Raw genomic sequence first — 14438 nt, forward strand, 5'->3', positions numbered from 1 at the left:
AAAGCCTCCTATACTTTAATAAAGAGAGTGTAAGGTGATATAAATATCTTTTCTAAATTAAGTGGCATTTCATTTTCCTCTAACTTAGAGGTAAGAGTTTTTCCTATAAGCACTTTGTATTTTTCATCTTTATTGCAAAGTTTATTAAAAAGCACCATTCTCTCATCCATTTTTTCAAATACTTCATTTTCCTGGGTAAACGTTAGCTCAGTAAGAACAAACATCATAAATATCTCTAAGTTCACTCGCTTACTCATCCATTTTTCCTGAATAATGCTATCCATATTTTTAAGCTCTATAATACTAAAGCACGCGTCTTCTATAAACCTATCAAATATAGGTTCCCATAATTCTATTATAAGGTCCCAATCAACTATGTTTTTGTTTATATATTCCTGTTCTTCAATGCGTGCGGTTTCGTCCACTACTTCCCCAGTTGTTTCCTTTATTACAAACTGTTCCTCCCATGCCCAATCTAGAGGATATATAAATTCAACCTCTGGCGATAACAATGGGGTCACTAGATTTTCTAAAAAATCAAAACTTGGTAGCCCCTTTTTAACAATAACATTCTGCCATATATCCTTTTTAAAGGACACTCTTGAAGTAATCCAAAAGCTTTCTGGATAGTTTACTCTTATTTTCACCTCATAGGCCATATTATCAATTACAACCTTTGCCAATTGGTTATGTAGCATTCTGGCATTTTCAAGTTCTTCAAATAGGCTTTCCCCTTCTTCCCTCTTCTCCTTTGGAAAACTCTCTAGCCTATTTTTCCAAGCTAACATATCGTCAAAAGTTTTTCTTTCATCCTTAAATTGATTTCTTACCTCTTGCTCATTCTTTTTTCTATCCCTTTTGATGTCAAAAAATATTACTTGGGGATTCCGAGTAATATCAAGGCGATAATCTTTTTCTCTTCTGATTAGCGTTTTAACCCTTGCAATTAAATTACTAACGCTATTTAATGCACTATTAAAGTTTCCGCTTTTAATTAGCTGTAGGGTGTAAAATTGCTCCACATCAAAACCAAATTCCTCAAGCATTTCACGAGTTACAAATATCATTTCCTGTGCTTCTTCTGTAAGCATATACACAGTACTTCCACCTTGCTCCCAATGTGAATGTTCTCTATCCTCTTTTAAATACCTAAACTTATATACATCATGTTGTCTTGTGTCTTCATTATATATAAGACAACTAAAAGGGTCCTGCTTGTCAGCTCCCCTATACCAAAGAAGGCCCTCCACAATTCTTTCTATGTTTTTATCTGTGGTTTCCAATTTCATTTCCCTTAGAATATCAGTAGTCATATATATCATGTCATTTTTTGTTCTGTTGATATTTTCGGTAATTTCTCTCCTAAATATGGTAAGTAAAATATATAATTGGATTTCATGCGCAAAAGGTGTTAATTCTCCAATATCTATACCGTTACCTAACATTCTTATAACATTTGTTTTCTTCAACCTATCATTAAGTCCAGTTTGCACTAAATCCATAAGGCTACCTTTCCCCCTTCAGCTTTAGTAGATATTCAAATGTAATAAGTTCTTGAGGAATTCTATAGTTTAATTCCCAAAGTTTCATTACATTTTCAGAATAACTTTCCCAGTTGTTCTGCTTTAGTTCATCTAGAATATATTTCAAATACAATCTCCTCTTTACCTGTCCTTCTTCATGAGGATAGTTTACTTTACATATTTTCATAAGTTCTACATAAGCTTTCACTAATAAATTTATATTAATAGCTGGATATCTTTCTCTTAAAGCCCCATATATATAATAACCTTCGGGATCCATGTCTCCAAAGTAATAAACCACAATTTCCTCTGGAATAGCAATTTCATCAATAAAAGAAAAACCTTTTATTATTTTTTTCCCATATCCAAAAATAAGAGCATCTGGTTCTATACCAAATATTTTAATACCACTCTGAACAGCTTTCTTAAACGCAAAGAAGGTAGAATGATTTTCAAGTATTATAATTGTTTTTATATTACTTACGCCCTTATTCCAATAGATAAACTGTTCCCCATATTGCTTTGCTTTAATATCTACTGCACTAAGCCCAAGTCTTTTCATCACCTTATTATCTTTTTTCCCTTCTTTATTAACAGTTAAAAATTTTTCATCATGGAAAAGTTCAAGGCACCTTTCTTCTAAGCTAGCCCACTCTCTATTTGAACTTTCCTTTAAGAAAGAATATATATTTAAAATATACTGCCATTCTTGTTCTGTTTGATATTCCGGATGTTTAATATATGTATTTAAATTCAATATATCAGAGAGCCTAATAATAGACTCATCATCCCAGGAATGAGCTACTGTAGCATTGTTTAAACTCCACTTTAGTTTCATTGGATGACTAGCCTTATTACTATCCGAATTGCTGATTTCCCTTATGATACCTTTCTGTTTAATCTTCTGCATTTCATTGTAGAATGCTTCATATCCACCATTTTCGTAATAATTACTCTGCCCACCACTCTTTTTTATAATAAAACTTTCTAAGTCTATAAGCTCGAACTTTTTATTGTCTTTACAATTTATTTGGAGAAATAGTTTTATAAACTTCTGCATTTTATCACCATCACACTTTTATTTTTTTAGCACAACAAATTTCCTGACGCTTTTATAAAATCACAATTATCTTAACTTACTTAATTGCACAGTCAGACGACTCAACTATAGTATAATCCATACTTTTCTAAAATTCTATCAAAAGTTACAAAGTCGCTTATCTAATCATGAAACCTTGCCTTTTTTCGTTTTATTAGTTTACAGTATATATTATTTCTTTTCCAACAGACAAAAAAGCTATCAAAATGTTTATTACATTTTGATAGCTTTATGAATATCTTTTATTTTTTTATAATATCTCCTACAAACAACCCTTTCTGCAATTTCAAGTTGCTTCATCCTTAGAATAAAAAGATTTTTTCACCAATTGAATAGCATTGTAATCATGTGAGGCGAATAAATTAGCCTTAACTTCAACAACGCGCTTGTTTCTTTTTCTTAACGCCACGAGCTTCCATCTTTTCAATGTAAGGTCTAATCATAGGTACTTTACAAGCAGTGTTACCCATATCCACAGTGACCTTACCTATTTTGTCTCCTAGTTTCTTAGCCTTATAATCTTTTTTTATAATCTTTTGAAGTTTTTTAAGATCTGAAACTTTAACTCCATATTTAGGTTCTGGAATACCATGATTGCTATAAATACGACGGTTTTGTTCGCTGCCATGTTCCTCTAAATACAACATAATCTCTTCAAATTCCATACAATCCTCTCCCTAATTAATAATACTACTTCTAAATAGGTATATTTTATTCTACATCAAAGTTATTATTCATCTTCTTCAATAGTTTAAGGAATATGTCTTTTTCTTCTTTCGAAAAATTTTTATATGCTATTAAATTCACTTTTCCAGAAATCTCATTTACTTTCCCTTCTATTGCTTTACCTTTTTCGGTTGAAATTATGTATGTTACCCCTCTATCCTCCATACACTTTTCCTTTTGTACATATCCTAAATTTGATAACTTATAGCAAGTAAAATCTGTCCGCATACGCTTCCATATTTTATAACGGGGTCGCACCTACACCCTAATAAATGTAAACAAAATCAGCTTTACAATAAACATTTCTACTCAACTTATTCTCATTGAGCGTTTTTTATATTTCCTAAAAAATCCTTCTCAACCGCTGAAAGATCATTTTTTATTTTTTCTTTGTATTTTTCAAATTCTAACATGGCTTTAGTTGTTGCTCCTAGATGGCTAATTTTTCCTGCATTTTCTTTGGTTTCTTGCCCTCAAATGTTGTCATACCCATAAATTTACTTTCTGCATTTGCTCGTTCCATTAACACCTCTGCCCAAATTCTAAACTGCGTACATTGACTTTACACTATAGCCAACAGAAATGATAACGTTAAGACTAAAAAAAGCAACGGGCTTATACTGTCACTAAAACTCATCCTAAGTAGCCTCCAATCATTGATTTATCTTATCTTAATACTTACAAAGTATATATTATTCAAACGTAAAATTTGATATAATTAGGAGTGTTAATATGAGTTTTAAAAAAGATTTAACCAATATTCATGATAAGAGTTACAAAGATTTATTTTCTACTAAGGATGCTTTTTTATCCTTTCTTAACACATTTGTTAAAGGGGAGTGAGCCGGTCAATTAGAAAAGGACAAATTAATACTAAGTGATAAGTCTTACATTTTATCCGATTATGAAGAATTAGAATCCGATATAGTCTATACCGTAACTATTGGAAAAGATGATATAGTATTTTATGTTCTTCTAGAGCTACAATCAAGTGTAGATCATAGTATGCCCATACGACTTCTAATGTATATGATAGAACTCTGGAGAGATATATTAAGAAACAGTGAGAAAAAAAAATTAAAAGAAAGGGCTTTAGACTTCCTGCAGTCATTCCCATAGTTCTTTATAATGGTACTAGCAAATGGACCTGTGCTAGAAATTTTAAGGATCAAGATATAAATGCTATGGAATTTTTAGAAAGATTGAAGGATATAATAATTAACTTTAATAGTTTAACTTCTGAGGAAAAACTATTATTAAAAGGATGGATTAAAAACACAACTAATAACAATGATATAGTTGATATGAATAAGCTCGTGGAAAATATTTTTAATAATGAAATGGAGGTTGAAGCAATGGTTTCTAATGCGTCAAATATCTTTGATAAATTCAAAAAAGAAGCAATAAAAGAGGGTTTAGATGTGGGCAAGAAAGAGGACTTGAAAGAGGGCAAATCCGAACTGCTTTTAAAGCCGCTAATTAAAAGATTTAATGGACTTTCTGATTACTATATAGAAAAGATTAAAAAATTGCTTGAGGAATCTATTGAACTGCTAGCAACGAATATCTTTGAGTTAGAAAAAATTGATGACATAAAAAAATACTTATAAAAATCGGTAAAAATAAGCTTCACATCAAAAATGTGAAGCTTATTTCGTTCTCTTTATTTGCATTTAATGGTGTTTTTAGCGAGGATATAATAACTCTTAAATACTCTTTGAATAAAAGTAAATAATATTTAGGGTGAAATGTTTCTTAATCTAAGTTCATTTTCACTTGGATCATCTATAATTCTCTCTTTTCATATTTTTTTGTCCATGCTGTTCCCTCAATCACATCACCTATCTGAAATAAACACTTTAACTGCTGTTTTTCGGAAATTGCAACTGTAATCTGTTTTTTGCCCTCACTACTATCTCCTACAATAAAAAAATTATATCCTAAGTAATAATGTGTCCGATTATCCATAAGATATCTCCAAACTCTTGTTCTAGGTTGAATAGATACAATTTCCCCTTGCCATTTCACTTTTAATGAAGTACTTCCTAAAATATTCTTTATAGCCGTCATGTCAATCGCTCCTTATCTGGTGCCACCCACATGGTAAGTGGCAAGTTCTTATCTTTATTCATATCCATCCCAAAGTCATATGACCAGTTACAAAGACAAGCATTCTTTCTATTCTCTCATAAATTCTGTCCCACACATTTTACAGATAACTTGGCTTACAAAATCTTCATTCGGAACTTCTCTAACATATAGCTCACTACTTCCACATTTGCTACATTTTCCTTCGCTATATTCAAAGTAATTATTACACATCCCATAACAGTTTTTTTGCCATAAAATCAGTTCTATAAGTTCTATAGAATACGACGTTTTATTTGATACAAAGTCATACTCATCATCATTGCTATAGCTACTGAACTGTGCATCCATCTTTGAGAGAAAAACTTCATCAGTATTGATAATTTCATCGATCATCTTAATCTTTTTCATATTATTATCAAAATCGGGTAAATTATTTCTCAGTTTGAGTCTATCTGCTATATATTCTTTTATCTTCTTCAGCTCATTCTCATCGGAATCAATATCTTCGAAATCAATCCACTTTATTTCATAATAGATGATGCTAAGGTTATCATGAAATCCCCATCCTATTCCCCTGGTATCATCCACCACTGCTTTTAACCTTTTTCTCAATATATTAAAAACTTCCGATTTTTTTTCTTTATTAATAGCATTTACTACAGTTTCATACATGCTCTCAACACTGTTATAAAAACTTTGATTAATGTCACCATAAGTATCAGTAAACTCAACCCCCATTTCAACATAATAAAGCATTAAATCAATTACAAGTTTTTCGTCTGAGCACAACTTTTTAAAATAATTTACTATTTTTTTAGCTTCTCCTATTTTAAATTGTGCGCTCATACTTTTAGGAAAGAACACATCCCTAATCTTATTTTTATAAGTTTCAAATATTTGTTCAATTGTATCCTGATCTCCATATTTAACAGTTATATATTCCTTTACCTGAGCACTAGCTTTGTAACTATCCAAAAACAATTCTATTAATTCTTCTCTATTTTGTTTTTTAAGTATATTCTTTAGTTCAGTTACACTTAATAGGTAATCATTCTTTTTCATATTATTCTTCTCCATTTCAAGTTAATAAGGTAAATCAAGATTATATAACATACTGCTTGTTTCTCCCTATTTTATTACTAAGTATATCACATTTTTTTTATCTTTGACTATTACCTGTGTTCTAGAACTATTTGCTCTTATCGGTTCGCTAGCTGATGTTTTATTTTCAAACCAGCTCTACTGTTTAATATCATCTATATAAGCTTTAGGTCTCTCAAAGGCTTCCTTACCATCCGGCGTCACCTCAATACCTGTGAAGTGAGTGCTGGATTCCTATGCTCTTTTCATGTTAAAATGATGAATCTTAGTATATAATTGTGATATAATTAGCTTAATTAATATATAGCTATTACATAAATGATTATACATATAAACCATGGTCATAATAAAAAATAAGGATATATTTTCAGGAAAAAATAAGATTAATGATATTACATAATAAAGAAGAATCAACAAAAGATCAGAACAAAGAATTGATTGTAATATTTAAACAAGAGGGGATTTTTGAACTTGACTTTCAAGTGACAAAAGAAAAATTTAGTGAGGAACAAATTGTAATCCAACAAGAAATAAATAAACGTTTTGCAAAAAATCATAATGAAGGTGTGTTTTTTCTTGGATTTTTAAAAAAAACAGATGATTTATCAGAGTCTCTTACATATTTAAGACATCTTATAGTTACATTTATAAAAAAGTTATCTATGAATCCAGACATTGAAATTTTACGCAAAAAAACTATAGTAGATATTGAAAAAGATGAAATTAAAACACTACTAGATATTGCCCCCTATTTGACTGGATCAGAACACTTGAACGATGAATGGATTTAACGCTATGGCAGAAGTTAAACAACTCTTTTACTGAAATAACAGGAGCTTACATAGGAAGTATTGCAGATTTTTTTCTTTTTTTAGCTGTAATATTAACTTAATTGGACGTGTGTTTTTTCACTTAGTTGAAAGCAAGAAGGATGAATATCCCTTTGCTTTTTTAGCAACTTACTCAGTGAATGATGTAAAAAGCGGAACTTCAAAACATCTTCCATTAAAAAATGCACTTATTGAATATGGAGAAAAGAACAAAAAACTTTTAAACTTACTTTCAACAGTAAACAAAGCATCAGAAAAAAGCGAGCTAATTTCAGAACTTCTTGATACTGGTGAAATATTTCATCCATTAGGTTTGAGTGTGGGAGAAGCTTACACATTTTTAAAAGAAATACCCCTTTATGAACAAGCAGGTATATTATGTCGTATACCAAAATGGTGGAAGAACAAATCAGAATCCTTGAAGATGTCCATAAGTGTGGGTAATTCTACTCCTTCAAGAGTAAATATTGAAGCATTGATAGACTTTGATGCAAAAGTATTTCTTGGTGGCGAAAAAGTTACTGCTGATGAAATAAGGAATCTTCTTTCATAAGCCGAGGGATTAACTTTTATAAAATGAAAATGGGTACAGGTTAATCATGAAAAACTAAAAGAAATGCTGAAGGCTTATGAAAAAGATTTAAAGTGTAGTTGCCCTGACTATGCAACAATGTGCAAGCACGTAGCAGTAGTTTTATATGGAGTTTCTAAAAGAATAGACGATAAATCAGAATTGTTTTTCGTGCTAAGAAAGGTTAACATAAATAGCCTTATTTCAGAAGCTGTTAATATGAAAACTAAGACCTTGCTTGAAAAATCTAAAGATAAAGGTCGTAGAGTCATTGAAGAAACAGATATGTTTAATATGTTTGGAATTGATATGGAAGTTCAGGCTGAGGATGAGGTTGAAAAGCGTAAATCTACAAAGAATGTTTTTTAAAATAAGGCTATGTTAGACATAAATAGTGATATTGTATATATTTTCGCAGAATATGTTATAATAAGGTATTAGATACATTTATGAGGTGATTATATGCCAAGTGTGGGAACTTTAAAAACAGATATAAAAACTCTTTCAGAATTTGCATTACAGGACTTATTTGATTTCATTGGCGAGATAATGACGCTTAATTCATTAACTCGCAATCTTCCTAAAGACTGTAGAGAATCCAGGTTTGCAAAGGGAGAGGTCTGCCCTCATTGTAATTCAACTTATGTTGTTAAGAATGGCAAGTTAAATGACAAGCAAAGGTATAAATGTAGAGGTTGTAATAAGACTTTTAATGACTTCACAAAATCTGCATTATCATGCACCAAATTATCTTTAGAAAAATGGATAGAGTACGCTAAATGTATGGTTATAGGATATAGTATAAGGAAAAGTTCTGAAATCGTAAAAGTAGGCGTTAAAACCTCATTTTATATGAGGCATAAAATACTTGATTGTATTGGAACATTTATGGGTACAGGACATGTCGATGGCGTTGTAGAAATGGATGAAACCTTTGTAGCCGAATCGTTTAAAGGTAATCATAAAAAAAGTGGATTTTTAATGCCAAGACATTCTCATAAAAGAGGTAAAGAAATAAAAAAACGTGGTATAAGCAATGAACAGATTTGTGTAGCGACTGCAATAGATAGAAATAACAATATTATTCTTGAAATGATATGTAAGGGCAGAGTTGGTTTTAAAGACCTTGAAAGACTTTATGACGGTCACATAGACCACGATTCTATTATTTGTACAGACAGCCATAAAAGTTATATTAGGTTTGGTAGAAATCTTAATTTAGACCATAAACGCATTATGAGAAACCATTATAAAAATGGCATTTATCATATTAATCATGTAAATAGTTTGCACAGTCAGTTTAAAAAGTGGATGGATAAATTTAACGGAGTATCAACTAAATTTTTGGCGAATTATCTCCATTGGTTCAAGTGGTTACAATGCTTTAAAGATGACAAAGACATAGTAAAAAGCAAAAATATTATAGTTCATAGTACAACTAACTTTGTAGATACCAGAATTTCTAATTATAAAGGGAGAGAACCAAATTTTAGATAATTTAATCCATTATACTTGAAATTCATGTTATTATTAGTGTATAAATAAACTATAATTAAGTAAACACTTGTAAAGAATCGCATACTAAAACTATAAACAGGGGGGAGTGTCACTATGAAGTTGTTTGTATTTTGGGGACTAATCGTAGTATCTATTTATGGTTCACTTACATTAGGTTTGAATGATATAAAAAACAATAAAAAACCAATGAACGCAATTATTAAAGCAATACTCGTTAATGTAATTATATTAGGAATAGGAAGCGTATGGTGGATTCTAACTGAATCTGACGGAATTAGTCAAGGAATAGGGGTTATGATTTATTTGGGTTCAATTGTAGTAATATCACTGATTGATACGATTGTTATTTATATTGGGCGGAAATCAAAAAAACAGGTTAGTTAAATTATTAGGGAAAAGTTTATTGGCTTGTCTATTCAAGACAAGCCAATTTTATATTCTTTTATCCTCATTATTGTCTAACATAGCCTAAAATAAAAAAGATATCAAAATGTTTTTTACACTTTGATATCTTTTATAATGATTTTATTCGTAAAATCACTACCCTAGTAGATAGTAATTTTATGCCTAAGCCTTTGTAAAATCTTTAAAAACACCTTATCCTCCACAGCCGATGCCCATAATCCATCACAAAAGCATTCCTGCCGAACATAACCAGTAAGAATAGCTTTTGTTAATTCAAGGAGTTATATTTAACTCATTACAAAGACTTTCTATATATTCACGCTTTGCTATAACAGAAAGCCATTCTTTAGGAATACTATCATAACCATAATATATCCCCGCAAGCCCACCTGCAACTGCAGCAACAGTATCTGTACCTTCACCAAGATTCACAGCTAAAAGAACACAGTCCTTATAGTTTTTTGTGTTTAGCAAGCACCAAATAGACGCTTCAAGTGTATCAACTACATATCCGCTACTTTTAATATTATTAACATGTGTTTGTGAAAACAACCTATCACTTATCCTATCACAATGATATAGTTCATCATTAAACTCATCATGTTTTTTGTAGTATTTAATTCCATTATAAATCCCCGTTTCAACAGATGTGTATATTCCACAAGCAATTAAGCTTCGTTTATGTGCATGAGTAAGTGCTGAAACTTCATGAATTATATTCATGGCATCATCATTTTCAGTGAACTCTTCTCCATAAGTAGACCTAATATAAAATAAAATTGGCAGAATTCTCATAAGAGACCCATTGCCGTTATCACCTTCAGACAGGCCACCACAATCTAAAGGGTTTGATCCTTTTTCATACCGACCCAATGCTTTTCTTGTTGCATTTCCTACATCAAAAACTTCTCCATAGGGTGTGTATTCTCCATTACTAATCCACTTCGTGAATTTTGTCATTATGTCCTTATAATCAAGCCCCTTAGAAAGACTCTCTATAAGACATAATATCATACTTGTATCATCGGACCATGTCCCCGCTTTCTGATTGTAGGTGCCATAAGATCGCATACAATTTACTGGGTTTTCTCTTAGTGTTTCTCTGCTTACAAATTCAACTTGCACACCTAAAGCATCCTCAACTCAGGAGCCCATTACTCCATTTAATATATTATTTCCCATTCTCTTACACTCCTCATATCCAGTGTCGCCCACTTGGGTTTTACAGTCTATATTTTATATTTTATTTCTACAAATCACATTAATTCCACTCTAGCACATTTTGACTGCTAATTTAGGCGAATATTGTCACTTTTCGAATTAATAAAAAAAAGATATCAAATTAAATTATATTATAATATCTGGTAATAACAAGATGATTGTATTTTATACGAATATATGTTCCCATATTGGTAATAATAATATTAAAGTATATATTATTTCAGTATAAAATCTGATATACTTTAAGGAGTGATAAAATAAATTTAGAGATACTATATTAGACTTTAATTTTTAAGGTGGTGAATTTAATAGAAGATAAAACATTTGATTTAATGAGCAAAATGTATACGGAAATGAATTTAAAGTTTGATGAAATAAATATAAAGCTTGATAAAAAAACTGACAAGAGTGATATTGTTCGTATTGAAGATAAATTAGAAAATAAAACTAAAGTTCTATTTGATGGGTATTCACAAACTTATGAGAAATTAACGAATATTGAGAAAAAGCTAGAAGATATCTCCACCAAGGTAGAAAAGCAAGATATAGAGATTAGGGTTATTAAAAATATAGCAAATTAATATAAAAAAAATCAACCTTGAGGTTGATTTTTTTTATTACCTTTCGAAGTTGATCCTTTTTCAATTTCTTATAATCTATATTATTCATCATAGCCCTCCCATTTATTTTTTCTCAACTATAATAATAACTGCCTAAGCCTTTGTATTTCTGATTTTCCCACAGCTTCACTTAGCTCATTACAAAGATTTTCAATATATTCATGCTTTGCTATAACAGAAAGCCATTCTTTAGGAATACTATCATAACCGTAATATATCCCCGCAAGCCCTCCTGCAACTGCAGCGACAGTATCAGTATCCTCACCAAGATTCACAGCTAAAAGAACACAGTCCTTATAGTTTTTTTGTGTTTAGCAAGCACCAAATAGCTGCTTCAAGTGTATCCACTACATACCCGCTACTTTTAATACTATTAACATTTGTTTGTGAAAACAACTTACCACTTATCCTATCATAATGACATAGTTCATCATTAAACTCATCATGTCTTTGTAGTATTCAATTGCATTATAAATTCCCATTTCAACCGCTGTGGAAAGGTCCATATCATCCATTAACATACTGGCACCTGATATGTATATTCCACAGGCAATTAAACTCCTTTTATGTGCATGAGTAATATTGTCACTTTTACGAATCAATAAAAAAAACTATCAAAATAGCTTTCTACACTTTCGATATCTGAAGAATATACTACTACAGTTGTTATTTTTCTATTTCCTTTATAATGAAACGCTGCGTCATTAATCGTCTTCATCTCTACCTTCAGTGCAAATTCCATCTAGACATCCATCATCAATAGCTGCCACCCTATTTTTATAAAGAACTGAACGCGGTTCCAAAGCTATTCTTTATCATTGTCATTTTCATTCCTTTATATATAATATTTGTAGGATTCTAACCTTTTTTTACTTCCCACAACATTTTTTATATTTTTTGCCACTACCGCAATAACATGGCTCGTTTCTTCCCATTTTATTATTAAGGATATCATAATTTTTATCACCTTTGACTATCACCTGTGTTGTAGAACTATTTTTTGTCCTTATATTTTGGTTTATTTCCTTCTCGAAGTTATTTAGTTTTTCATTTTGATCTGAATCACTGTACAAATTTAAAAGTCTATCTTCTGCAGCATCTCTATTATCTAAATTAGATACATTAAGAGCGTTTAAGAGCACTTCCTCAGCTTTAGAAAAATCAGGTTTTATCGCTCTTCTAAGCCAATATTGATCAGACAATCCTATCCAACCCCATCCCCATCTTGGATTTTCCGATAAATATTTTTCAAATAACTCCTCACCTTTTTTTATATCGCCTAAATAAAAGTGGATTTCTGCTATAGCTCGTTTTGCATTTTCCAGAGTCAACTCTTCACTGGCATCTGTAAAACTTATAATTTGTTCATTCATGCTGATACGCAAATTCCCATAAGCCTCTAATATCTCGCCATTATCAGAGTTTGCAACTATGTTCCATAGGCAATCATCAAAATCATTTAACCAATTTACTACAAATTGAGTTCCGTCATAAATATTGTCAAAGCTATCAAATGTCTTTAAATTATCTTTTTTCATGTAATCCATTAATTTATTCCAAACATCTACCCAACTTCTAACGGCTTTATCCTTTTGATCATCCATTAAAAATTGTTATCCTTCTTGCATCTTTTCATCAAACTCTATAAATTCCTCTGAAACTAACTGCGAATTATTGTAAAAGTTTTTATTATTAATCGAATTGTTTTTCATTGCTCACACTACTCCTCTCTTTATTCTCATCTTCCAAATTTTCCATTTTAGTTTGATCCTTAATTTTGTTATAAATACCATTGTTCTTCTATATTTAATTGCCTAAAGTTAGATTTACCAATATATATATTATAGTATAAATATGTCTATTCATCAAAATATCAATCTAAAATTGTATATAAAAAATAACCATCTAAATTAAATTGGATGGTTACAATATATTTTTGCCTTTATAATTATTTAACAACGCGCTTGTTTCTTTTTCTTAACGCCACGAGCTTCCATCTTTTCAATGTAAGGTCTAATCATGGGTACTTTACAAGCAGTGTTACCCATATCCACAGTGACCTTACCTATTTTGTCTCCTAGTTTAGATCTTTTGAAGTTTTTTAAGATCTGAAACTTTAACTCCATATTTAGGATCTGGAATACCATGATTTCTATAAATACGACGGTTTTGTTCGCTGCCATGTTCCTCTAAATACAACATAATCTCTTCAAATTCCATACAATCATCTCCCTAATTACTAACACTACTTCTAAATAGATATATTTTATTCTACATCAAAGTTATTATTCATCTTCTTCAATAGCTTAAGGAATATGTCTTTTTCTTCTTTCGAAAAATTTTTATATGCTATTAAATTCACTTTTCCAGAAATCTCATTTACTTTCCCTTCTATTGCTTTACCTTTTTCAGTTAAAATTATGTATGTTACTCTTCTATCCTCCATACACTTTTCCTTTTTTACATATCCTAAATTTGATAACTTATTAACTAATGCTGTAATCGTAGACTTATCTTTTCCTACTGTTTTTCCTATTTGATTCATACTTAGTCTTCCATTATTATTATATAATACTGTAAGGATATTGCCATATGATGGTGCTAAATCTTCTAAACCTTTTTCTTTTAATGCTTTTTCAATAAATTTAGTCATTTTTTTCTTAGTTTTGCTTATAAAATATATTATATATTTATCATTCATAAAAAAGCTCCTATCTTGAATTTAAATTATCT

The 14438-nt window shown here is 30.5% G+C and carries 21 protein-coding genes; 8 read left to right on the top strand and 13 right to left on the bottom strand.

What is annotated here, in order from left to right; genetic code table 11:
* Window positions 1-8: 8 nt before the first annotated feature.
* The 4 genes from ACJAX4_RS07140 to ACJAX4_RS07155 form a co-directional block, all read right to left on the bottom strand.
* On the bottom strand, window positions 9-1502 hold the full coding sequence (locus ACJAX4_RS07140; RefSeq protein WP_435788764.1) for a hypothetical protein: 1494 nt from the start codon (window positions 1500-1502) through the stop codon (window positions 9-11).
* A 4-nt stretch (window positions 1503-1506) separates the two neighbouring features.
* Window positions 1507-2583 (bottom strand): Wadjet anti-phage system protein JetD domain-containing protein, encoded by a 1077-nt coding sequence (locus ACJAX4_RS07145; protein ID WP_435788765.1) that lies wholly within the window; start codon window positions 2581-2583, stop codon window positions 1507-1509.
* Window positions 2584-2996: 413 nt separating this feature from the next.
* A complete protein-coding gene (locus ACJAX4_RS07150) occupies window positions 2997-3287 on the bottom strand; it encodes a hypothetical protein (protein ID WP_435788766.1) in 291 nt (96 codons plus the stop codon).
* 46 nt (window positions 3288-3333) lie between these two features.
* Window positions 3334-3576 carry a hypothetical protein gene (locus tag ACJAX4_RS07155; protein WP_435788767.1) on the bottom strand — a complete coding sequence of 81 codons (243 nt, stop codon included), beginning with the start codon at window positions 3574-3576 and terminating at the stop codon, window positions 3334-3336.
* Window positions 3577-4239: 663 nt separating this feature from the next.
* Here ACJAX4_RS07155 and ACJAX4_RS07160 point away from each other — a divergent pair.
* Window positions 4240-4467: an Rpn family recombination-promoting nuclease/putative transposase gene (locus tag ACJAX4_RS07160; RefSeq protein ID WP_435788783.1), complete on the top strand. Its 228-nt coding sequence runs from the start codon at window positions 4240-4242 to the stop codon at window positions 4465-4467.
* 65 nt (window positions 4468-4532) lie between these two features.
* Window positions 4533-4958 carry a DUF4351 domain-containing protein gene (locus ACJAX4_RS07165; protein ID WP_435788768.1) on the top strand — a complete coding sequence of 142 codons (426 nt, stop codon included), beginning with the start codon at window positions 4533-4535 and terminating at the stop codon, window positions 4956-4958.
* Between the two features lie 175 nt (window positions 4959-5133).
* On the opposite strand, the gene ACJAX4_RS07170 is transcribed toward ACJAX4_RS07165, so the two are convergent.
* Together ACJAX4_RS07170 and ACJAX4_RS07175 are read right to left on the bottom strand one after the other, a co-directional pair.
* Complete coding sequence (locus tag ACJAX4_RS07170; RefSeq protein WP_435788769.1) at window positions 5134-5418, bottom strand: hypothetical protein; 285 nt, start codon at window positions 5416-5418, stop codon at window positions 5134-5136.
* 108 nt (window positions 5419-5526) lie between these two features.
* Window positions 5527-6501 (bottom strand): DUF6155 family protein, encoded by a 975-nt coding sequence (locus ACJAX4_RS07175; RefSeq protein WP_435788770.1) that lies wholly within the window; start codon window positions 6499-6501, stop codon window positions 5527-5529.
* 425 nt (window positions 6502-6926) lie between these two features.
* Here ACJAX4_RS07175 and ACJAX4_RS07180 point away from each other — a divergent pair, with 425 nt between their 5' ends.
* The 5 genes from ACJAX4_RS07180 to ACJAX4_RS07200 all read left to right on the top strand — a co-directional run bounded on the left by ACJAX4_RS07180 (window position 6927) and on the right by ACJAX4_RS07200 (window position 9843).
* The gene (locus ACJAX4_RS07180) at window positions 6927-7331 is read left to right on the top strand and encodes a hypothetical protein (RefSeq protein WP_435788771.1); all 405 of its coding nucleotides are present in this window, start codon (window positions 6927-6929) and stop codon (window positions 7329-7331) included.
* Between the two features lie 109 nt (window positions 7332-7440).
* Complete coding sequence (locus ACJAX4_RS07185; RefSeq protein ID WP_435788772.1) at window positions 7441-7923, top strand: SNF2 helicase-associated domain-containing protein; 483 nt, start codon at window positions 7441-7443, stop codon at window positions 7921-7923.
* 63 nt (window positions 7924-7986) lie between these two features.
* Window positions 7987-8310, top strand: coding sequence for an SWIM zinc finger family protein (locus ACJAX4_RS07190; RefSeq protein ID WP_435788773.1), 324 nt, complete (start codon window positions 7987-7989; stop codon window positions 8308-8310).
* 93 nt (window positions 8311-8403) lie between these two features.
* Window positions 8404-9438 (top strand): IS1595 family transposase, encoded by a 1035-nt coding sequence (locus ACJAX4_RS07195; RefSeq protein WP_435788774.1) that lies wholly within the window; start codon window positions 8404-8406, stop codon window positions 9436-9438.
* Window positions 9439-9552: 114 nt separating this feature from the next.
* The gene (locus ACJAX4_RS07200; protein WP_435788775.1) at window positions 9553-9843 is read left to right on the top strand and encodes a hypothetical protein; all 291 of its coding nucleotides are present in this window, start codon (window positions 9553-9555) and stop codon (window positions 9841-9843) included.
* Window positions 9844-10004: 161 nt separating this feature from the next.
* Here the strand turns inward: ACJAX4_RS07200 and ACJAX4_RS07205 are convergent, their stop codons facing one another.
* Window positions 10005-10124 carry a DUF6508 domain-containing protein gene (locus tag ACJAX4_RS07205; RefSeq protein WP_435788784.1) on the bottom strand — a complete coding sequence of 40 codons (120 nt, stop codon included), beginning with the start codon at window positions 10122-10124 and terminating at the stop codon, window positions 10005-10007.
* Between the two features lie 13 nt (window positions 10125-10137).
* Window positions 10138-10989, bottom strand: coding sequence for an ADP-ribosylglycohydrolase family protein (locus ACJAX4_RS07210; RefSeq protein ID WP_435788776.1), 852 nt, complete (start codon window positions 10987-10989; stop codon window positions 10138-10140).
* A 395-nt stretch (window positions 10990-11384) separates the two neighbouring features.
* Between ACJAX4_RS07210 and ACJAX4_RS07215 the strand changes: the two genes are divergently transcribed.
* Entirely contained in the window at window positions 11385-11666 is a 282-nt protein-coding gene (locus ACJAX4_RS07215) for a hypothetical protein (RefSeq protein ID WP_435788777.1), read from the top strand.
* Window positions 11667-11782: 116 nt separating this feature from the next.
* Here ACJAX4_RS07215 and ACJAX4_RS07220 read toward each other — a convergent pair whose 3' ends face one another.
* The 5 genes from ACJAX4_RS07220 to ACJAX4_RS07240 all read right to left on the bottom strand — a co-directional run bounded on the left by ACJAX4_RS07220 (window position 11783) and on the right by ACJAX4_RS07240 (window position 14406).
* Window positions 11783-11980, bottom strand: a complete 198-nt coding sequence (locus ACJAX4_RS07220; RefSeq protein WP_435788778.1) for an ADP-ribosylglycohydrolase family protein — start codon at window positions 11978-11980, stop codon at window positions 11783-11785.
* Window positions 11981-12303: 323 nt separating this feature from the next.
* Window positions 12304-12447 carry a hypothetical protein gene (locus tag ACJAX4_RS07225; RefSeq protein ID WP_435788779.1) on the bottom strand — a complete coding sequence of 48 codons (144 nt, stop codon included), beginning with the start codon at window positions 12445-12447 and terminating at the stop codon, window positions 12304-12306.
* Window positions 12448-12574: 127 nt separating this feature from the next.
* A complete protein-coding gene (locus tag ACJAX4_RS07230; RefSeq protein WP_435788780.1) occupies window positions 12575-13309 on the bottom strand; it encodes a tetratricopeptide repeat protein in 735 nt (244 codons plus the stop codon).
* Window positions 13310-13787: 478 nt separating this feature from the next.
* Window positions 13788-13925: a hypothetical protein gene (locus tag ACJAX4_RS07235; protein ID WP_435788781.1), complete on the bottom strand. Its 138-nt coding sequence runs from the start codon at window positions 13923-13925 to the stop codon at window positions 13788-13790.
* A gap of 46 nt (window positions 13926-13971) precedes the next feature.
* Window positions 13972-14406, bottom strand: coding sequence for a MarR family winged helix-turn-helix transcriptional regulator (locus tag ACJAX4_RS07240; RefSeq protein ID WP_435788782.1), 435 nt, complete (start codon window positions 14404-14406; stop codon window positions 13972-13974).
* Between the last annotated feature and the right edge of the window lie 32 nt (window positions 14407-14438).

The organism is Clostridium sp., from assembly GCF_051278035.1.
In the GTDB taxonomy this organism is placed as follows: domain Bacteria; phylum Bacillota; class Clostridia; order Clostridiales; family Clostridiaceae; genus Clostridium_AD.